This window comes from Streptomyces sp. NPDC048297 (assembly GCF_043201585.1).
Lineage (GTDB): Bacteria > Actinomycetota > Actinomycetes > Streptomycetales > Streptomycetaceae > Streptomyces.
This window is the reverse complement of record NZ_JBICZA010000008.1, coordinates 254,641-273,060: the sequence shown is the minus strand read 5'-3', so window position 1 is coordinate 273,060 and position 18,420 is coordinate 254,641. Positions and strand designations below refer to the sequence as shown.

General features: G+C 68.4%; 19 protein-coding genes, 1 tRNA gene and 1 pseudogene. 7 read left to right on the top strand and 14 right to left on the bottom strand.

The annotated features are described in order from the left end of the window. Positions 1 to 328 precede the first annotated feature (328 nt). Positions 329 to 501, bottom strand: a pseudogene (locus ACGFYV_RS11940) (IS5/IS1182 family transposase); the annotation flags it as partial. Positions 502 to 843: 342 nt separating this feature from the next. On the opposite strand from ACGFYV_RS11940, the gene ACGFYV_RS11935 reads away from it, so the two are divergent. Then, positions 844 to 1,296: a hypothetical protein gene (locus ACGFYV_RS11935; RefSeq protein WP_393878213.1), complete on the top strand. Its 453-nt coding sequence runs from the start codon at positions 844 to 846 to the stop codon at positions 1,294 to 1,296. 753 nt (positions 1,297 to 2,049) lie between these two features. Beyond that, positions 2,050 to 3,099, top strand: coding sequence for a restriction endonuclease (locus tag ACGFYV_RS11930; RefSeq protein ID WP_393878212.1), 1,050 nt, complete (start codon positions 2,050 to 2,052; stop codon positions 3,097 to 3,099). Between the two features lie 88 nt (positions 3,100 to 3,187). Here the strand turns inward: ACGFYV_RS11930 and ACGFYV_RS11925 are convergent, their stop codons facing one another. The 6 genes from ACGFYV_RS11925 to ACGFYV_RS11900 all read right to left on the bottom strand — a co-directional run bounded on the left by ACGFYV_RS11925 (position 3,188) and on the right by ACGFYV_RS11900 (position 7,684). Then, on the bottom strand, positions 3,188 to 3,943 hold the full coding sequence (locus ACGFYV_RS11925; RefSeq protein ID WP_393878211.1) for a class E sortase: 756 nt from the start codon (positions 3,941 to 3,943) through the stop codon (positions 3,188 to 3,190). Positions 3,944 to 3,965: 22 nt separating this feature from the next. After that, on the bottom strand, positions 3,966 to 5,237 hold the full coding sequence (locus ACGFYV_RS11920; protein ID WP_393878210.1) for a class E sortase: 1,272 nt from the start codon (positions 5,235 to 5,237) through the stop codon (positions 3,966 to 3,968). After that, positions 5,234 to 5,875, bottom strand: a complete 642-nt coding sequence (locus ACGFYV_RS11915; RefSeq protein WP_393878209.1) for an aminodeoxychorismate/anthranilate synthase component II — start codon at positions 5,873 to 5,875, stop codon at positions 5,234 to 5,236. Before ACGFYV_RS11915 ends, ACGFYV_RS11920 begins: the two co-directional genes overlap by 4 nt. Beyond that, positions 5,872 to 6,033, bottom strand: a complete 162-nt coding sequence (locus ACGFYV_RS11910; protein ID WP_190203072.1) for a hypothetical protein — start codon at positions 6,031 to 6,033, stop codon at positions 5,872 to 5,874. Before ACGFYV_RS11910 ends, ACGFYV_RS11915 begins: the two co-directional genes overlap by 4 nt. Before the next feature lie 53 nt (positions 6,034 to 6,086). After that, the gene (locus tag ACGFYV_RS11905) at positions 6,087 to 6,779 is read right to left on the bottom strand and encodes a class E sortase (RefSeq protein ID WP_393878208.1); all 693 of its coding nucleotides are present in this window, start codon (positions 6,777 to 6,779) and stop codon (positions 6,087 to 6,089) included. Positions 6,780 to 6,877: 98 nt separating this feature from the next. Then, the gene (locus ACGFYV_RS11900) at positions 6,878 to 7,684 is read right to left on the bottom strand and encodes a DUF881 domain-containing protein (protein ID WP_393878207.1); all 807 of its coding nucleotides are present in this window, start codon (positions 7,682 to 7,684) and stop codon (positions 6,878 to 6,880) included. 153 nt (positions 7,685 to 7,837) lie between these two features. Here ACGFYV_RS11900 and crgA point away from each other — a divergent pair, with 153 nt between their 5' ends. Then, a complete protein-coding gene (gene crgA, locus ACGFYV_RS11895; RefSeq protein ID WP_393878206.1) occupies positions 7,838 to 8,092 on the top strand; it encodes a cell division protein CrgA in 255 nt (84 codons plus the stop codon). Positions 8,093 to 8,350: 258 nt separating this feature from the next. Here crgA and ACGFYV_RS11890 read toward each other — a convergent pair whose 3' ends face one another. Together ACGFYV_RS11890 and ACGFYV_RS11885 are read right to left on the bottom strand one after the other, a co-directional pair. Continuing rightward, positions 8,351 to 9,241, bottom strand: a complete 891-nt coding sequence (locus ACGFYV_RS11890) for a rhomboid family intramembrane serine protease (RefSeq protein WP_393878205.1) — start codon at positions 9,239 to 9,241, stop codon at positions 8,351 to 8,353. Between the two features lie 91 nt (positions 9,242 to 9,332). Further along, positions 9,333 to 9,863: a peptidylprolyl isomerase gene (locus ACGFYV_RS11885; protein WP_393878204.1), complete on the bottom strand. Its 531-nt coding sequence runs from the start codon at positions 9,861 to 9,863 to the stop codon at positions 9,333 to 9,335. A gap of 273 nt (positions 9,864 to 10,136) precedes the next feature. Here ACGFYV_RS11885 and ACGFYV_RS11880 point away from each other — a divergent pair, with 273 nt between their 5' ends. Continuing rightward, entirely contained in the window at positions 10,137 to 10,850 is a 714-nt protein-coding gene (locus ACGFYV_RS11880) for a DUF5324 family protein (protein ID WP_393878203.1), read from the top strand. Between the two features lie 88 nt (positions 10,851 to 10,938). Here ACGFYV_RS11880 and ACGFYV_RS11875 read toward each other — a convergent pair whose 3' ends face one another. The 3 genes from ACGFYV_RS11875 to ACGFYV_RS11865 all read right to left on the bottom strand — a co-directional run bounded on the left by ACGFYV_RS11875 (position 10,939) and on the right by ACGFYV_RS11865 (position 13,223). Continuing rightward, positions 10,939 to 11,796: a class I SAM-dependent methyltransferase gene (locus ACGFYV_RS11875; protein WP_393878202.1), complete on the bottom strand. Its 858-nt coding sequence runs from the start codon at positions 11,794 to 11,796 to the stop codon at positions 10,939 to 10,941. A gap of 327 nt (positions 11,797 to 12,123) precedes the next feature. Then, positions 12,124 to 12,681, bottom strand: a complete 558-nt coding sequence (locus tag ACGFYV_RS11870) for a TIGR00730 family Rossman fold protein (RefSeq protein WP_393878201.1) — start codon at positions 12,679 to 12,681, stop codon at positions 12,124 to 12,126. Positions 12,682 to 13,150: 469 nt separating this feature from the next. After that, positions 13,151 to 13,223, bottom strand: a tRNA-Ala gene (locus ACGFYV_RS11865). 184 nt (positions 13,224 to 13,407) lie between these two features. Here ACGFYV_RS11865 and ACGFYV_RS11860 point away from each other — a divergent pair. Then, entirely contained in the window at positions 13,408 to 13,956 is a 549-nt protein-coding gene (locus tag ACGFYV_RS11860) for a helix-turn-helix domain-containing protein (protein ID WP_393878200.1), read from the top strand. A gap of 251 nt (positions 13,957 to 14,207) precedes the next feature. Further along, positions 14,208 to 15,671, top strand: coding sequence for a serine/threonine-protein kinase (locus ACGFYV_RS11855; RefSeq protein WP_393878199.1), 1,464 nt, complete (start codon positions 14,208 to 14,210; stop codon positions 15,669 to 15,671). Here ACGFYV_RS11855 and ACGFYV_RS11850 read toward each other — a convergent pair. Then, entirely contained in the window at positions 15,635 to 17,008 is a 1,374-nt protein-coding gene (locus ACGFYV_RS11850; RefSeq protein ID WP_393878223.1) for a hypothetical protein, read from the bottom strand. The genes ACGFYV_RS11855 and ACGFYV_RS11850 overlap by 37 nt on opposite strands. A 453-nt stretch (positions 17,009 to 17,461) precedes the next feature. After that, positions 17,462 to 17,590, bottom strand: a complete 129-nt coding sequence (locus tag ACGFYV_RS11845) for a DLW-39 family protein (RefSeq protein ID WP_010467770.1) — start codon at positions 17,588 to 17,590, stop codon at positions 17,462 to 17,464. 349 nt (positions 17,591 to 17,939) lie between these two features. On the opposite strand from ACGFYV_RS11845, the gene ACGFYV_RS11840 reads away from it, so the two are divergent. Continuing rightward, positions 17,940 to 18,287, top strand: coding sequence for a DUF6344 domain-containing protein (locus ACGFYV_RS11840; protein ID WP_393878198.1), 348 nt, complete (start codon positions 17,940 to 17,942; stop codon positions 18,285 to 18,287). Positions 18,288 to 18,420: the final 133 nt, after the last annotated feature.

The window sequence follows — 18,420 nt, the reverse complement described above, 5'->3', positions numbered from 1 at the left end:
TTCCCGTGCGGAGGTTGATGCCGACGGCCTTGGCTGCCTCCGCGTAACTCACGCCTTGCTGCACGAGCCGGAAGTATTCCTCCCGCTCACGGGTCAGCTTTCTACGGCCCTGAGCCACCGTCCGGGTCTCGCGGATCTCGAACATCGCACCCCTTGAGCTGGGGTGTTGCGACGATCGCTAGAACTCAAGCGCTGGCGTTGGGGGACTTCACGTTTCCGTCGGGCAGACGGTCGTCAGGATCGCCCGCGCGCCGCGCAAAGGACACGGAAGCGGAGCGCCTCGGATACCTGAGAGGGCGTTTGATCTAAGCGGATTGCCGCTTATGCCCTAGTAGGTTCCTCGCCGGGTTGGCGTGGTCTCGTCCGTTATGCGCTTGGCGAGGTTGTCGATGGACGCGACGTGGATCATGGCATCGGAGCTGGCGGTGAGGGCCTCGTAGTCGCGGGCGAGACGCCTGTGCATCATGATCCATCCACCACCCAGCGCCTTTTCACGACGTGACGCCGTAGCGTGATCATGGACCACACCGGAAATTGTCGTTCCGTCGCCCTTCAGGCGTTTCCGTGACCTTTTCGAACCAGACGAACTTCAGGGCGCAACCTCGGATGAGACGGACAGACGAGTTCGCAGCTTCCGGAGGCTCGATAGCCGCCCCGCCCATACACCTCAAAATATGACACGGATGAAAGGCTCTTACTGGTCCTGCCCAGCGTAACGCCCCTTGAAAAGCCGACAAGTGACGTGCGATCAGCTTTGCCTGGACACTTGCAAGCTGAGGAGCTACCTGATGCAGTAGCCGCGGATCATGATCTTCCGCCATTCACCCGATCAAGGAGAGAACGATGCGCAAGGCACTAGGAATACTCGCGACGACCGCCGCAGTTATCGCGTCAGGAGTGATACTCGCGCCTGCGGCAAGCGCTGGGACGTACGGCTGTGCCGGATCGGAAATCGACACCTACCCGGTAAAGACCAACGGAGGAACCCAGTACGGGACGATCCACCTGTTCTACGACTCCTCGACAGGTAGAAACTGCGCGGTAAACGTAGCCACCTCTGCCGGCGGTTACGGAACCTCCGAGCGCACCATGGTGTACCTCGCTGAGTGCTCGGGGACGACACTCTCCAGCTGCACCAGCAGCTTTATCACTTCCGACATCGACAGTGGCTACTTCGCGTACTACGCAGGGCCGGTGTCCATTCCCGCAGCTGGCCACTGCATCTTGGTCTCTGGGGCACGCGAACACAACGGCGTAAACGCCGGTGCGCAGTTTGGCCCCGTGCACTGCGGCTGACATACAGTCAGCCGCAGCAGGGAGCCTCGACACCGCACAGCGCTCTCACGCGGCACTCAAGGTGCGCCGGACGGAGGCGCCACGTTGACCAGGGGAAGTCCGTACGCGGCCAGTGGCAAAGGCCCTCAGTAGGCGGGATTGAACTATCCAACCTCCAAGCGGTGACGGTCACCCACTACTGCTACAGAGGCGACACGATCTCCGCCCCCCTGGTCTCCTCAACCACGCCTGAACGGAAGAGTCCGTGGAAAGCCCGGTACTCAGAGACGGGCACGCCGGGTTCGGCAAGCAGCACGGAGAAACGGACCGGTGGCAACACCGGCACCGCGCTCCGTGCCGGCTCAACAGGCACCCCAGTTCTTTCGCCAGCGTGCCCTTGCTGTCCACCGTCTCCACCCGGACCAACTCGTCTCAGACCACATACCGGTACTCCGAAGTGAACACGGGCGCGTAGGTCCTCAGGGTAGTGGCCCGGCTTGTTCTTACCAGACCCCATCGGGACCGCCGAGAGGACCTTGACGTTGGCCTTCGAGGTCTCTGAGAGATCGAGTAGATGTTGCGGACGCACCGGTCACTCCGTGTCTCGAAGGCGATCGGGGCGTCCTTCTTCACCTTCACGCTTTCCACCGTGATCGCACTGTAGTGCCCTTGCCGATCGTGTCTTCATATGTCGCGACTCGTTGATCGGATGGGGTGGGGAATCGGAGTCTCTGCCCCGGCCATACGGCCACGAGACGAGTGAAGGGGCAGAACATGATCGACCAGACGGCTCTGCTGGAGTCCAAGACCCTGCGTGACAGCGTCCTGGAGCGCACGGACGTGCTGGACCGGGTGAAGGCGCTGTCACTGCTGCCGGACGGGATGCACGTGACGACGGCGATGGTGGCGGCCTACTTCGAGGTCACCGTCGAGGTTGTCCGTCAGCTCACCAAGCGCCACCGCGAAGAGCTGGAGGCCAACGGGATGCTGGTGCTGCGAGGGGCTGACCTGCGGCAATTCGAGAGTGACAACGTGTCACTCTCGCTGGGCAGTCATCCACAGGCGCGCCGGAGCCTCACCATCTACTCGCGCCGCGCCATCCTCAACATCGCCATGCTCCTCCGGGACAGCGAAGTCGCACGTCAGGTGCGTGTGTACCTGCTGGACATGGAGTACCTGGCGCGCACACAGCCTGTGGATAACCCCGTCCCCACAGCCCCGGTCTCCCTCGACGACCGCATCGACCAGCGCATCACCCACATCCTCGGCAAGACAGTCGTCCCGATGTTCAACGCCCTGATCGAGACCTCGGGCGAGCACCGTCGGGAACTGATCGCGCTCCGCACAGGCGTCCAGCACATCGAGAGGCGGCTCCAACAACACCACGCCCGCCTCCGAAGGCTCGAGAGCCCCCGCGAGAATCGCCCCCTCGCCGGAGTCATGGCCGCAATGGATGCCATGACCGGCCGCGAGTTCGAGCATCACATCGCCAAGCTCCTGCAGCGCGACGGCTGCACCAACGTCTATGTGCTGGGCCGCCACGGAGATCGAGGCGTCGACATCACCGCGCTCACGGCCGACGGCCGACGCCTCGTCGTCCAGTGCAAGAGGTTCGCGCCCCACCTGCACATCACCAGCCCAGAGGTCCAGAGGTTCGTCGGGGCCGCAAAGGTCCTGTACGCCTCAGACGTGGCCGTCTACGTCGCGACCTGCCGCTTCACCCCCGACGCCCTGAGCATCGCGGAGGAGGCCGGCATCACCGTCGTACACCGCGGGCTGGTGGAGAAGTGGAGTGCGGGCGACATGCTCACGGCCCTGAAGTAGCACCCGCACGGCGCTGAAAGGGCCCGAAGCCGCAAGAGCAAGTTGCGGCTTCGGGCCCAGCTCATGCTAGGCGTGAGAGCACGTCACGCTAACGCAACTCCTTCGGCGGCGTCCGCTTGCCGTCGACCTTGTCCACGCGGACCAGTTCGCCCCAGACCACGTACCGGTAGCGGCTGGTGTACACCGGCGTGCACGTCGTCAGCGTGATGAAGTGGCCCGGCTTGGTGCGGCCGGCCTCCTTCGGGATCTGGGAGAGGACCTTGACGTTGTACTTCGAGGTCTCGGGGAGGATCGAGAAGACCTTGTAGACGTACCAGTCGTCCTTGGTCTCGAAGACGATCGGGTCGCCGTCCTGCAGCTTGTCGATGTTGTGGAACTTCGCGCCGTGGCCGTCACGGTGGGCGGCGAGCGTGAAGTTGCCCTTCTTGCCGGTCATGGGGAGGGCCGCCTTGACCGGGTCGGTGTAGTAGCCGGCCACGCCGTCGTTGAGGACGTCCGTGGAGGTCCCCTTCTCGACCAGGACCGCGCCGTTCTTCATGGCCGGCACGTGCAGGAAGCCGATGCCGTCCTTGGTGTCCAGCGCGCCGGGGCCCGTGTCGGCGGGGTGGGCCCAGTGATCGCGGACCTTGTCGCCCTGCCGGTCCGCGTTGCGGTCCGCTATCACGTTGGTCCACCACAGGGAGTAGACGACGAACAGGCCGAGCACCAGGCCCGCCGTGATGAGGAGTTCACCGAACACGCTGACCGCACGGGCGATCCGGCCGGGCCCGCGGCGGCCGGCGGCGGGCGGCGCCGTGCGGGACGCGTCCGTGTGGTCTTCGGTGTCGTCGGCGGTCGCTGCCACAGTTCCCTCTGCCCCTACTCGATCACTCGATGAGCGCGTCCGGCTTGCCCTTGCTGCGCGGGCGTTCCTCGACCATCTTGCCCCAGACGATCAGCCGGTACTTGCTCGTGAACTCCGGTGTACAGGTCGTGAGTGTGATGTACCGGCCCGGCCCGGTGAAGCCGGACCCCGGCGGAACCGGATTCAGCACACTGGTGTTGGACGGCGAGGTCACCGGAAGCATCGAGGTCACCTTGTACACGAAGTACGTGTTCTGGGTCTCGACCACGACCGCGTCGCCCTTGATGAGCCTGTTGATGTACCGGAACGGTTCACCGTGCGTGTTGCGGTGCGCGGCCAGCCCGAAGTTGCCCGTCCTCGCGTCCGGCATCGCCGTCTTCAGCGGGGCCTCGCCGTAGTGCCCGACCATGCCCTTGTCGAGCACCCTCTTGTTGCTGACGCCCTCCGCGATCGGCGCCAGCACGTCCAGTTTGGGGATGTGCAGGAGGGCGAAGCCCTGCCCCGGCTCGAACGCCCCGGGGGCCCGCTTGCCGCTCTCCCAGTCGTGCTGGAGGCTGCTGGTCTCCTGGCCTGCCTGCGCGTGCGCGCGCACGTTCGTCCACCACAGCTGGTAGGTGACGAACAGCAGCATCAGCACGCCGGTGGTGATGAACACCTCGCCGATCGCGCGGCTCGCGACGACCGAGGGGCTCGGCTTGCGCAGCCGCGCCTGGCGCCTGGCCTCGACCCGGGACAGCGGCCTTCCCGGCTCGCCACCGGACGCGCTCCCGGGCTCGCCACCGGATACGCTCCCGGTCTCCGACTGCGGGGTGCCCTCCCGGCCGCCTCCGCCGTGGCGGCCACCGCCGCGCCTGGCGGCCTTTCTGCGGGCCGCACGGCCACCGGGTGCGGGTTCGGGTGGCGATGGGGCGGAAGAGGTCGCAGAGGCGCCCAGGAAGCCGTTCTCGGGCCCCGGCAGCGGACCGGGGATGCGCAGCGCCACCGTCTCGTCGTCGGAAGCGGGGATCCGCAGCGCCACGGTCTCGTCGCCGGCAGGGGCGGTCCGCAGCGCGACGGTCTCGTCGTCGGCAGCGGCCCGGTGCGCACCGGCCCGGCCGTCGTACGGGTCATGCGGCTCATGCGGCGTGTGCGGCGTGTGCGGGCCGCCGTACGGCGGCGGCGCGGTCGCCTGACCGTCCAGGTGAGGCAACCGCGCCGTCGGAGGATCGTCCGCGCCCGCGAGCGAGGCGTGCCCGGAGGACTCGTAGGGCGCCTCGCCGTACACGTCCTCGCGCTCGGGGCGCAGCGAGGTCACGCCGAGGCCCTGCCCACCACCGGGGCGAGCCCCGCCGACCTCGCCACGGCGTCCCTGTCACCGCACTCCACCAGCCAGTTGGCCAGCATCCGGTGCCCGTGCTCGGTCAGCACCGACTCGGGGTGGAACTGCACGCCCTCGACCGGGAGTTCACGGTGGCGCAGGCCCATGACGATCCCGTCCTCGGTGCGCGCCGTGACCTCCAGCTCGGCCGGCACGGTGTCCGGTTCGGCGGCCAGGGAGTGGTACCGGGTCGCCGTGAAGGGTGAGGGGAGGCCCGCGAAGACGCCCCTGCCCCCGTGCTCCACGAGCGAGGTCTTGCCGTGCAGCAGCTCGGGCGCCCGGTCCACCACACCGCCGTACGCCACCTGCATCGACTGCATGCCGAGGCACACGCCGAACACCGGGACGCCCGTGGCGGCGCAGTGGCGGACCATGTCCACGCAGATGCCCGCCTCCTCCGGCGTACCGGGTCCGGGCGACAGCAGCACCCCGTCGAAACCGTCCTGCGCATGCGCCGTCGACACCTCGTCGTTGCGCAGCACCTCGCACTCGGCACCCAGCTGGTACAGGTACTGGACGAGGTTGAAGACGAAGCTGTCGTAGTTGTCGACGACGAGAATCCGTGCAGTACTCACTGGTTGTCCACCGTCACATCGTTGAAGGGCAGCAGTGGCTCGGCCCACGGGAACACGTACTGGAAGAGGACATAGACCACGGCCAGGGCGAGTACGAGTGAGATCAGTGCCTTGACCCACGCGTTCCCCGGCAGATGCCGCCAGATCCAGCCGTACATGCCGTCCCTTCCGTTCCTCCACGGCACCTGACTCACGCCGTACCCGCACCAGACTAACGGCGCAGCGCCGCTGGTTGGCCTGACTCCACGGGCCGGGTGGAGTCCAGATGCGCCCAGACGATCAGCCGGTGGCTGTGTCCCCACTCCGGATCGCACGTGGTCAGCGTGAGATACCGGCCCGGACGGGTGTACCCGGACTTACGTGGGACAGGGTCGATCACCTCGATGTCCGCCGGAACGGTTTTGTAGGGCCCTTTGTCGATCCGATACGTGAACCAGTTCGTACCGTCCGTGAGCACCACCGCGTCGCCGGGCCGCAGCCGCGGGAAGTCCTTGAAGGGGTCGCCGTAGGTGCGCCGGTGTCCGGCGACCGCGAAGTTGCCCTCCTGGCCGAGCCGCGCGGTCCCCGCGTAGTGGGCCAGGCCCTTCGCCAGGACGTCGGTGCCGGTGCCCTCCAGGACCGGCTTGTTCCAGCCGGGTCCGAGCCGCGGGATGTACATGATCGCGAAGGGGCGGCCGTAGTGGTACGACACCGGCGGCTTCGGCGCGCTCCCGGCGGCCGTCGCTCCGCCGCCCGCCGGGGCGAGGCTCCCCGTCGACCACCGCCGGTGCAGCTGGTCGATCTGGTCGCTCATGGCGCCGTCGGCCCGCACACCGGTCCAGAACAGCACGTAGACGACGAAGAGCACGATCAGGGCCCCGACGGTGATGCACAGTTCGCTGACGGTCCTGACGATCACGCGCACCGGCGGCTCCTGGACGGACGGCTCCTGCACGGGCTTCGCGCTGCCGCACACGGCTACGCGCCACTGCACAGGTTTCGCGCTGCCGCACGGGCTTCGCGCTACCGCACAGGCTTCGCGTAGTGCAGATCCACTGTGCCCGAGTAGCCGGGGAGAGTCACCGTCCCGTCGTCGACGACTTTCCAGCCGAGGCCGTAGACGTTCACGTAGACCATGTAGGTCTGGATCGCCTTGCTCGCCGCGAGCGACTGCTTCAGCCTGTCCGGGTCCCCGACCGCGGTGATCTTGTATGGCGGCGAGTACACCCGGCCCTGGAGGATCAGGGTGTTGCCGACGCAGCGCACGGCGCTGGTGGAGATCAGCCGCTGGTCCATGACCTTGACCCCCTTGGCCCCGCCCTGCCATAGGGCGTTGACCACGGCTTGCAGGTCCTGCTGGTGGATGACCAGGTAGTCGGGCTGCGGCTCGGGGTAGCCGGGGAGCTTGGCGGTGGCGTTCGGCGGGGCGTCGTTGAGGGTGACCGTGACCGCGTCACCGGTGACCTTCTGGGTTCCCGCGCTCTTCTCCAGGCCGCTGATCCGCTCGTCCTGGGCCTTGGTGCTGCCGTCGTCGCTCTCGGCGAGCGCGTCGACGTTGCCGCGCAGTGTGCCGTTGCCCTCGTCCAGCTCCTTGTTCTTGTGGCTGCGCTCCTGGATCAGGTCGGACAGCTTGAGCAGGGAGCCGTCCTGGCGGATGTCGGTGCCCTTGGCCGTGTCGAAGCTGGTGAAGAAGATGAGCCCCGCGAGGGCGAAGACGGCGGCGGTCAGGATCCGCACAGGCCGCACGGACCGCACCGGCCGCTGGTGCGGGCCGCGCGCGGAACCGGAACCCGTTGCTCCCGTCGCGGGGGAGTCGGCAGAATTGCTCAACGTACCCTTATCTCCTTCGGCGCCGCGGAAGCACTACGCTAACGGACGCCCGGGGGAGCACTGAGTGTGCCCTTATCTGTCCCCTTGTACGCTGCCCCGAGCCCGACCCAGTTACCTGCGCGGCCACGCAGCGCATCGACAGGAGAGACCCTCGTGCCGAAGTCACGTATCCGCAAGAAGGCCGATTTCACGCCGCCGCCCGCGAAGCAGACGCAGGCGCTCAAGCTCGACAACCGTGCCTGGGTCGCTCCGGTCATGCTGGCCATGTTCGTCATCGGTCTTGCCTGGATCGTGGTCTTCTACGTGACCGACGGTTCGCTGCCGATCGACAGCCTGGACAACTGGAACATCGTGGTCGGCTTCGGCTTCATCGCCGCCGGCTTCGGTGTCTCCACGCAGTGGAAGTAGCGCACACCCGCGGGCTCTGCCCAAGGCCTCGTCGCTGAGTTATCCACAGGATGAGCTTCGTCCACACCCCCCTGGGGAAAAGACTACGATCTGTGGATAACTCATCGGCGGTTGACGCCGGTGTGACTGCCCTACCGGCCTCGAACACTCCTGCGCCCCCTGCCTGACCTGCGGAAACCCATCCGAGCGACAGGGGGCACAGCTGTACCCACACGCTATGCACAAGATCCGGCACGAACTGTGGACAACGGTTCGGTATCAGGTGAGCTGAGCGGTCCTGACCAGCGTGAGCACCACCACGACGGCGAGCACCAGGGCGCAGGCGCCGTACTGGATCAGGGTCCGCTTCTCGCGCGGGGCGTGGACCATCGCGTAGCCGACGGCGACACCGGCGACGAGACCGCCGATGTGGGCCTCCCAGGCGATGTTCGGCACGCCGAAGGTGATGACCAGGTTGACCACCAGCAGGGCGATGACCGGGCGCATGTCGTAGTTGAGGCGGCGCATGAGGACGGCGGTGGCGCCGAAGAGGCCGAAGATCGCGCCGGAGGCACCGTACGAGGGCTGGTTGGGCGCGGCGATCAGATAGGTGAGCGCGCCACCGGCCAGGCCGGAGACGAAGTAGAGCGCGAGATAGCGGGCGCGGCCGAGCGCGGCTTCCAGGGGGCCGCCGATCCACCACAGGCTGAGCATGTTGAACAGGATGTGGACGATCCCGCCGTGCAGGAACATCGAGGTCAGCAGGCGGTAGTACTGGCCTTCGGCGATGCCCTGCACTCCGGAGAGGGGGTACGCGTAGGCGTGGCCGATCAGGTCGAACCGGTTGGTGAAGGTGTCGCCCACGCTCTGCTGGACCAGGAAGAGGGCGATGTTGATCCCGATGAGGATCTTGGTGACCAGCCGGGGGTCGGCCGCCTTCGTGCCTCCGGCGATCGTGCGGGGCCGGGACGCGGCCGGCGGATGGCCCGTGCCCGCGTCGCCGCGGACGCAGTCCGGGCACTGGAAGCCGACGGAGGCGCTGACCATGCACTCGGGGCAGACCGGGCGTTCACAGCGGGTGCAGCGCACGCCGGTCTCGCGGTCCGGGTGCCGGTAGCACCCGGGCAGGCTCCGGGCGTCGTCCTGTGCACTGCCTGCGGCCTGCTCCATGAGATCCCCTGTTCGTCTCGGGATGTCTCCCGGCATTACCCCGTCCCGCTCATCCTTACGGACGAGCGGGGCATTTTGTTCCCTGCCGGGCTCAGCTGTCGCGCTTCTCCACGACGACCGACTCGATGACGACGTCGTTCACCGGCTTGTCGTTGCCGCCGGTGGGGAGGGCGGCGATGGCGTCGACGACGCGCCGGCCGGCCTCGTCGGCGACCTCGCCGAAGATCGTGTGCTTACGGTTGAGCCAGGTGGTCGGGGAGAGCGTGATGAAGAACTGCGAGCCGTTGGTGCCGGGGCCGGCGTTGGCCATGGCGAGCAGGTAGGGCTTGCCGAAGTTCAGGTCGGGGTGGAACTCGTCCGCGAAGTCGTAGCCGGGGCCGCCGATGCCGTTGCCGAGCGGGTCGCCGCCCTGGATCATGAAGCCGCTGATGACCCGGTGGAAGATCGTGCCGTCGTACAGCTTGTCCTGGGTGACCGCGCCGGTTCCCGGGTGTTTCCACTCACGGCGCCCCTCGGCGAGTTCCACGAAGTTCCTCACGGTCACCGGCGTGTGGTGGGGGAAGAGCCGGATGTCGATGTCGCCGTGGTTGGTCTTCAGGGTGGCGTAAAGCTGCTCGGCCACGTTCTGCCTTCCGTTGTCTTTCCGGGGTGTCCCGATCCTCGCACGGACCGGCGTCGGCGTCGCCGGACCGGCCATGAGTTCCGGCGGGCGGGGAGCGCGCCGCGGTGATTCGTGGCAGTGTCGTCAACAGGCTTGTCTTGCCCGGATTGCATCGCTTACGCAGCGATCGGCACCCGTATGCCCGCTCACGCATGCCTCATGGGCCTCGGGAAGGCATGATCCGTAAAAGGGTGGAAAGTCGAAATATCGTACGCCACCGAGGAGGAGGATCCCGTGACCCGCATCGAGAGCGTGCGCGCCGCGACCGGTTCGGCGAAGGACAGCGTGCTGCACGCCGCGGAAGTGGTGGCACCTTACGCCGACACGGCCAAGGAGCGTGCCGCGTACTACGCGCAGGAGGCCCGCGTACGGCTCGCGCCCGTGGTGTCGCAGGCGGCGGAACAGGCCCGCGTGCACTACGACGCCCGCCTCGCCCCGCGTCTGGAGCTGGCCCTGGAGCAGGCTCGTGCGCATGTGCCGCCGAAGGTGGACGAGGCCGCGCAGGAGGCGGCCGTCCTGACCCGTCGTGCCGCCCGGCAGGCGGCCGAGTACTCGCGTCCGAAGATCGAGCAGGCGGTGGCGGCCGCCGGTCCGGTGGCCGACGAGGCCGCCGCGCGCGGTGCCGCCGCGCTTGCCGCGCTGCGCGGCAATGTCTCGGCACAGGACATCCAGAAGCTGGCCCGGCGCAATCAGCGCCGGTGCCGGGCCGGTCGTGCCGTGAAGTACCTGGCGGTTCTGGGCGTGCTGGCGGCGGGTGCCGTCGCCGCCTGGAAGTGGTGGGACAAGCAGGCCAACCCGGACTGGCTGGTGGAGCCGCCCGCCGCGACGGAGGTCCCGGAGTCGGGCCGGCTCAGCTCGGTGGACGGCAAGGGCCCCTCGGTGCTGGACCCCGAGGTCCAGGCGAAGCAGGACGAGGAGGAGCCCACCGACCGCGACGACGACAGGTGAGGCGACCGAGCCCTGGGGCGGACGACGCGTGCGGGTCGTCCGCCCCAGGGTGTTTCACGTGAAACCCGACCCCGGCCACCCAAGTGCGTCACGTCAATGCGTGAGGAGCTCTACCGACAGCGAGAAGGTGCGAGGCTGTACAGAGAAGAGCGGGATGCGCGTCTGCGAGCCGCGCGGCCTCCAAAGCGGCCCGGAACAGAGGCGAGTTCCCTATCGTTCCCTGGGTGTATTGTTCCGTTCCCTTGAGCACGGCCCACGCCGGACCCTCGACGTTGTGCAGTTGGACGTCATCAAGCCCGGCTTGCGTCAGTTCCTCGGCCAGTTCTTGCGGGGTGTGGAAGTAGACGGTGCTGAAGCCCTTGCTCCCCGGCTCGTGGAAGCCGGTCCTGAGCCGCTCACGCACGGTGTCGCGGACGATCTCCTTGTCGAGCCGCGTCGTGGCGACATGCTCGAACAGCGTGGCGTACCTCCCGACCGCCGCAGCCGCTATGAGACCGCCGGGCTTGACGACACGCAGGGCTTCGGCCAGCGCCCGGTCACGCTCGGCCCGCTCGGGCAGGTGGTAGAGAGGCCCGAGCAGAAGGACCACGTCGTATGAGTGGTCAGGGGCCGTGAGGTTGCGAGCGTCTCCTATTTCGACTGTCGCTCCAGTGGTGGCCGCATGGCTCACATGGCGTGGGACGGGATCGACGACGTGAACGAAATGACCGTCCTTTACCAGCCAACGGGCATGCGTTCCTGGTCCTCCGCCGACATCCAGCACTCTTGCCCGGCCGGAGGGCAAATAGCGTCTCAGGATCTCCTGGGTCCGGAGGAGTTCGAGCAATCCATCAGCGCTTGAGGTCAGGCGTTCCGACTCGTCGATGGTGTTTCCATAGAACTCCAGCAACTCGGACGAGACGTGCGGTTCCGCCGTGACAGATGAGACTTGAGGCACTGATGTCATGGCCGGAATGATTCACCGGCCCCCGCCCGCCTGTCCAGAAGATCTGACCATCTGCTTGACTGAACCTTCACCTTGAGCATGAACACTTGGCGACTGGAATCTGAGGTTCCAGAAGAAGCGGCATCAAGGGCAGGCGGTTCGACCCAGTTCCGGTGCCTCGTGCGTGAGCTGGGGCTACGACTGAGCCGCGTACGCACCGGATCATCCTTCGACAACGCCGCCGCGGAGACCTTCCGAAGTCTGCCCGAAGGGGCAATCGGCACCTGGCCCGACCAGGCCACCGCCCGCGCCGAGGTCTTCTTCAGCGAGCCTTGCCCAGGCCGACGGTCACGCTCGGAGGGCCAAAAGCATGTCGAACGCCTCATCGACGCCCCCGGCGATCTGGATGGATTCTTTGTACGAGGAATCCAGAAAGCCTTCCTTTGCCGCCACGGAAAGGAAATCGGTCAGTACATCAAAAAATCCGCGCACATTGACGACGACCACCGGTTTCTGGTGCAGCCCGAGCCTCCTCCAGGTCACTATTTCCATAAGCTCGTCCAAAGTACCGAACCCGCCGGGCAGTACTGCGAATGCGTCCGAAAGCTCGTACATCTTCGCTTTGCGCTCATGCATCGATGGAACGACTATGAGTTCACCGCTCTCGACATCCGATTGCTCGACGTCGAACAGCTCCCCGGGTGTGACCCCTATGACCGGGGCTCTGCCCGTACGAGCCGCCGCGGCCACGGCCCCCATCAGGCCCGCGCTGCCACCGCCGTAGACCAGCTCCGCCTTGTTCCGAGCCAGAGCGGCGCCGAACTCCGTCGCCATCTGCATGTAGTGGGGGTCCGCTCCACGAAGAGACCCGCAGAAGACGCCAACGCGGAAACGGGGCTCGCGCATCGTTGAATTACGGGGTGCCTGGTCCATCGCTTGCCCTCGTCTCACCCTGGAAGATGGAGCTGAATATGACCTCATCATCCGGCCGATGTCAACGAATGTGACCAAGCGTCAGCAGGCCTCTCATCGTGGGTAGTTCCGCAGGTCAGCAGGGTGTGGACCGACGTGGACCGACCTGGACCGACGGCGCCGGCACCCGGCGGTCGGGTCGGCACGCCTGTCGGGTCCGGCCTCGACCCGCGTGGTCCGAACCAGGGGACCATATTGCCCGGAACATCCTTTTTGCACTTAACGCACATATCACCCTTGATGCCGGTGAGGCGTTCGACGCGGGCGAGGGGGCGAAAGGCCCGAACATCGCCTCCTTGCGGCGCCGGTCCACAACGGAACCTTCACCCCGAGTCCGCCACCAGAAGCGGCGAAAGACCCCCTCCGATCCACGTTTCCGCAGGTCAGAGGGGGTCTCATCGAGTGGAGCCTAGGGGAGTCGAACCCCTGACATCCGCCATGCAAAGACGGCGCTCTACCAACTGAGCTAAGGCCCCGCACAGACGCAACCGGCCGGAGAAGTGATGTCTCCGGCGGCGCCGCAGACCCAGAGTACCGGGTCACCCCCGGTATCCCGCAAAAAGATTGGGGGTCCCCGCGGATGACCACGCTCCGTAAGATGCTCGACGTGGTTCGCGGCAGCGAACCGTGGTTTTTCTGGGGAAGCGATGGGGAGACGCAATGGACGCCGCACAGCAGGAAGCGACCGCGAGAGCGCGGGAACTGCAGCGGAACTGGTACGGAGAGCCACTGGGGGCGCTCTTCCGTAAGCTCATAGACGATCTCGGGCTCAACCAGGCCCGGCTCGCGGCGGTCCTCGGACTGTCCGCTCCGATGCTGTCCCAGCTGATGAGCGGTCAGCGGGCCAAGATCGGCAATCCCGCGGTGGTCCAGCGGGTGCAGTTGCTGCAGGAGCTGGCGGCGCAGGCCGCTGACGGCAGTGTCAGCGCGGCCGAGGCCATCGAGCGGATGGACGAGATCAAGAAGTCTCAGGGGGGCTCGGTGCTCAGCAACACCACGCATACGACGAACACTTCGGGGGCTCCGACGGTCAAGCGGGTGGTGCGCGAGATCCAGTCGCTGCTGCGCTCCGTGGCCGCCGCCGGCGACATCATCGACGCCGCCGACACGCTCGCCGGAAGCCACCCCGAGCTGGCAGAGTTCCTCCGGGTCTACGGCGCCGGCCGTACCTCCGACGCGGTCGCGCACTACCAGTCCCACCAGAACTGACCGCACGGCCCGGTTCCGGAGGGGTCCGGGACCGGGCCGAGGCGGCGGTTCGGGGGGCGAAGCGCCGGGGGCGCGGGGTCGTATCACTCATCGGGGGTCACCTCTCGTTTCGGGGGGAAGCAGCATCCAGGGGGAAGCAGCAACCGGGGGAGCGAAAGCGGCAAGGACAGCACAGACAGCAAGGGAAACAAGGGGACCGCAGAAGCGTCGGGCCGGAGCGGGTCGGGCCGGGGGAGGAGCGGCGGACTGCCATGGGTGAGGTCTTCGCCGGCCGGTACGAGCTGGCCGACCCGATCGGGCGGGGCGGTGTGGGCGCCGTCTGGCGTGCGTGGGACCACCGCCGTAAGCGGTACGTCGCCGCCAAGGTGCTCCAGCAGCGTGACGCCCACGCGCTCCTTCGCTTCGTGCGGGAGCAGGCCCTGCGCATCGACCATCCCCATGTGCTGGCCCCGGCCAGCTGGGCCGCCGACGACGACCAGGTCCTGTTCACCATGGACCTGGTCGCCGGCGGCTCACTGGTCCACCTCGTCAACGACTACGGCCCGCTGCCCGCGTCCTTCGTCTGCACCCTCCTCGACCAGCTCCTGTCCGGACTCGCCGCGGTGCACGCCGAGGGTGTCGTCCACCGCGACGTCAAACCGGCCAACGTGCTGCTGGAAGCCACCGGCACCGGCCGGCCCCGGCTCAGGCTGTCCGACTTCGGCATCGCCATGCGGCTCGGCGAGGTGCGGCTGACGGAGACCAACCTGGTGGTGGGCACGCCCGGATACCTGGCGCCCGAGCAGATGCTGGGGGCCGAACCGGACTTCCCCTCCGACCTGTTCGCCGTGGGCCTGGTCGCGCTCTATCTGCTCGAAGGGGCCAAGCCCGACGCCAAGGCCCTCATGCAGTACTTCATGGAACACGGGACGCCCGGTGCGCCCAAGGGCATCCCCGAGCCGCTCTGGCAGGTCGTCGCCACGCTGCTCCAGCCCGATCCGGCGGCCCGCTTCCGCACCGCCACGGGGGCGCGCAAGGCGCTCGCCTCCGCCGCGGAACTCCTGCCGGCTCCCGGCCAGGACCATGAGCCGATCGAGATCTTCGACCAACTCGGGCCACTGCCCTCGGGGTTCAGCCCGGACGGCCCACTCAAGCGGGCCTCCGGAGTGCGCGAGCCCCCGGCCGCGGGTTCGGACTTCACCGCGAACTCGGTTGCGGGGGCCGGTGGTTCGTCCCACGATCCGCGCACGGGCGCGCAAGAGGAACGCCTCCCGACGCCTCCGACGCCTCCGACCCCCTCCATGTCGGACACCGGAAGCTTCCATCTCCCGCCTCCGCGGCCGGAGATGACGCCGCCCGCGGACGTGACGCCCGTGCTGGACGTGCCTCCGGCTCCGGACCGGGTCGCCCCGTTCCCGGACATGCCTCCCCACGTCCCCACTCCCACCTCATGGCACCCCGCCACCGTCACACCCACACCCACACCCACCGTCACACCCACACCCACCGTCACACCCACCCCCACGCCCCCGGCACCGCCGCACACCCCCACCGCCGCGTACCCGGCCCAGGCTCCACCGCCCCTGCCGACGCCCCGGCCGGCACCCGCCCGCCGGGGACGCCGAGCGCGCCGGAAGAGCCGGCGTCCCGGGCCGCCGGCCAAGGTCGCGATCCCGGTGCTGCTGCTCGCGCTGGCCTGCTACGCCGTGGGCTTCTGGGCGCTGGCCCGCGTCTGAGTGCGGCGGGCCGTCAGCGTCCACACGGCGAGGAGCAGGAGCAGCGCGGTACCGGTGCCGATGCCGCCGACCGCGAGCGCCGTCATCGTCGTACCGCCGCCATCGGAGCCGTCCACGCTCCCGGCACCGCCGTAGCCGCCGGCGCTTCCCACGCCTCCGATGCCGCCCACGCCTCCGGTGAGCGCCTCCGCACGGTCGCGTGCCGAGATCGTGAACACGTCGCCGGGCACGGGTGACCCGGCGTAGTCCGGACCGGCGTGGGCCTGCCCGTCGAGGCGGACACGCAGCGTCACCCCGAACGGCCCCTGCCCGAACGTGCCGCTCATCTGCGAACTCAGATGCAGGACCAGGTAGTACTCGCCCGCGAACCGGACGGCGCCGACCCGGGCGACGGCCGCGTACCGGTTGGCGTACTCCACGGGCGGCACGGGGTCGAGGGAGGCGCTCTTCGGGGCGCCGGTGTAGCCGAGGGAGGCGGCGTCGACGTAGCCGCGGACGGGGTTGTGGAGGGTCAGGTTCAGGGCGCCGCCGACATAGCCGTGCCCGGGGGCGCCGGCCAGTTCGGCGGTGGCCTGGAGTCGGCGGCCCCAGTCGACGGGCACCTTGTAGAAGAGGGTCTGGCCGGGGGCGATCCGGGTGCTCCAGACGCCCTGGCCGAGCGCGCGCGCCGTGGCGAAGCCGGTGCCGCCCGAGCGGTCCCGGGGTTCACCGGCGAGCGGCTCCGGGGACGCGGAGTCCCAGGCTCCCGGCGGCGTGGTGGCCCCGGCCTTCGCCGGTCCCGGCTCCGTGACGGGCGTGATCTCCAGGTCCCAGCGCGGCGCGGGGGGCGCGGCGGCCGACACCTCGGCGTCCCGGCGTTCGACACGCAGGTAGTAGGTGCCCGCGCCCCGGCACAGCGTCCTGCCGGTCTCGCGCTGTCCCAGGGCGGTGACCGGACGCGCGCTGAGACCCGCGCCGAAGAACGCGGAACCGTAGGAACAAGGGGTGCCGCGGGCGTCCTGGACCGACACGCGGACGCCGTCGGTGGCGGAGACGGGGGTGCCGGCCGGGGGTACGGCGGTGACGGGGACGTAGGCCGTGTCGGAGGCGTCGAGGTCGAGGCGGTAGTACAGCACGCCGCTCCCGGGCAGGGAGCCGCGGTAGGTCCGGCCGGGCTCCAGCCGGGGAGCGCCCGCGGTCCCGGTCGTGCCGGTGACGGGACGGGCGTCCGGCGCGAAGGCGTACGTCTCCTGCCCGGCCGTGCCGGCGACGGCGGTCGCGCCCGGCAGCGCGGCCACGGCACACAGGGCGACGGCCCCCAGGAGCGCGGCACGAGCACGAGCCGCAGCCCACCGCACGGCCCGCGCCACGGTCCACCCCACGACCGACCCGACGGCCGACCCCACGGCACACCCGACGACCGACCCCACGGTCCGTCCCTCCCGGACCCGTGCGACACGCCCTCGCGTCGTACGCCCTCGCCCCCGCACGTGACACCCCCCGTCGCTCCGCTCCCGCCCGTGTCCGGCAGTGGCCGGCCGTATCCAGCCGTCGCCCATCCTGCCCCGGGTGTGCTTGGGCCATCCGTGGATTTCGTGCGGCCGTCCGAAACAGTCGCAGGCACGCGCCCAGCAGCCGCCCGAAAAGTCCGCCCCGCCCGGGAACGCGTACACCACACTCCGGAACCCGGCAACACGAAGCGCACCGTGCGCACCGCGCACCCGGACGGGTCATGCGAGGCGACCGCCGGGCAACGCAAAAGCCCCGGCCGCACACGGCGGCCGGGGCTTGCTCAGTATGGGTGTCGGGAGTCAGGAACCCGCGGGCACGGAGTCGGTCGCCTCCGTCCACAGGTCCTGCTCGGCGCGATCCGCCTGAATCTGGCGGTACACGAGGAGACCGCCGATGGCGGCCAGTGCGACCAGGAGCAGCTTCTTCACCGCGCGACCTCGTCTTTCGTTGACGTAGGGGACCTCTGCCGCCCGACTATACACACCGACCGATATCGGTCGGTGACCCGCGTCGGCCCCCAACTCCCGCCTCCGGCAGCGCAATAGACCAGGTCGGCGCACCTTCCGATCGGAGGGTGATCACACCTCCACACACCGTTGCGCTGCTCCCCCTTCGTTCGCTCTCACCAGCTTTTGAGGGTTTTACGACCTTCTTGCACCCATCCGAGTGGTGTTCATCTGAAGTTCGACGCGCCGCGGGCGTCGGTCCACCACATCCCGGCCCACATACACATCATGAGGAAAGTACGCAAATCGCCCAACCCGAAAGTGAGGGGCCATGACCAACAACAAGGTCATGAAGCTGTGGACCGCCATCGTCACCGCCTTCCTCGCGCTGTTCACGGCGCTCGGACTCGTCACCGCCACCACCGCCACCACGGCCGCGGCGGCACCGCAGACCGAGAAGCCCGTCCCCGCCGCAGCGCATCGCACGGCCCCGGTGATCCCGGCGATGAACCACTGGCTCTGGTCCCAAGCCAGGGCCCTGCCCCCCACGATGAAGCAGCGGATCCGGGCCGAGGCCCACGGAAGGACCCCCGGCTGCCGGCACCGCCACCTCGACGACACGGAAGCCGAGACGCAGGACGCGCACCAACACCGGGCGACGGAACAGCTCGACTGCTGACCCCCCGGTCGCAGCACCCGGTACCGCAGACGTCTCGACACCACGGCGACTTGCGTACGCATGAGTCGAAACGGAACGACCCCTGGCTGCCCTCGGCCAGGGGTCTTGCGCTGTTCGGACACCACCCGTCCGT

Coding starts and splice junctions, on each gene's coding strand:
- ACGFYV_RS11935 (WP_393878213.1), top strand. CDS start 844: ATGCGCAAGGCACTAGGAATACTCGCGACGACCGCCGCAGTTATCGCG.
- ACGFYV_RS11930 (WP_393878212.1), top strand. CDS start 2,050: ATGATCGACCAGACGGCTCTGCTGGAGTCCAAGACCCTGCGTGACAGC.
- ACGFYV_RS11910 (WP_190203072.1), bottom strand. CDS start 6,033: ATGTACGGCTGGATCTGGCGGCATCTGCCGGGGAACGCGTGGGTCAAG.
- ACGFYV_RS11890 (WP_393878205.1), bottom strand. CDS start 9,241: ATGGAGCAGGCCGCAGGCAGTGCACAGGACGACGCCCGGAGCCTGCCC.
- ACGFYV_RS11875 (WP_393878202.1), bottom strand. CDS start 11,796: ATGACATCAGTGCCTCAAGTCTCATCTGTCACGGCGGAACCGCACGTC.
- ACGFYV_RS11870 (WP_393878201.1), bottom strand. CDS start 12,681: ATGCGCGAGCCCCGTTTCCGCGTTGGCGTCTTCTGCGGGTCTCTTCGT.
- ACGFYV_RS11860 (WP_393878200.1), top strand. CDS start 13,408: ATGGACGCCGCACAGCAGGAAGCGACCGCGAGAGCGCGGGAACTGCAG.
- ACGFYV_RS11855 (WP_393878199.1), top strand. CDS start 14,208: ATGGGTGAGGTCTTCGCCGGCCGGTACGAGCTGGCCGACCCGATCGGG.
- ACGFYV_RS11840 (WP_393878198.1), top strand. CDS start 17,940: ATGACCAACAACAAGGTCATGAAGCTGTGGACCGCCATCGTCACCGCC.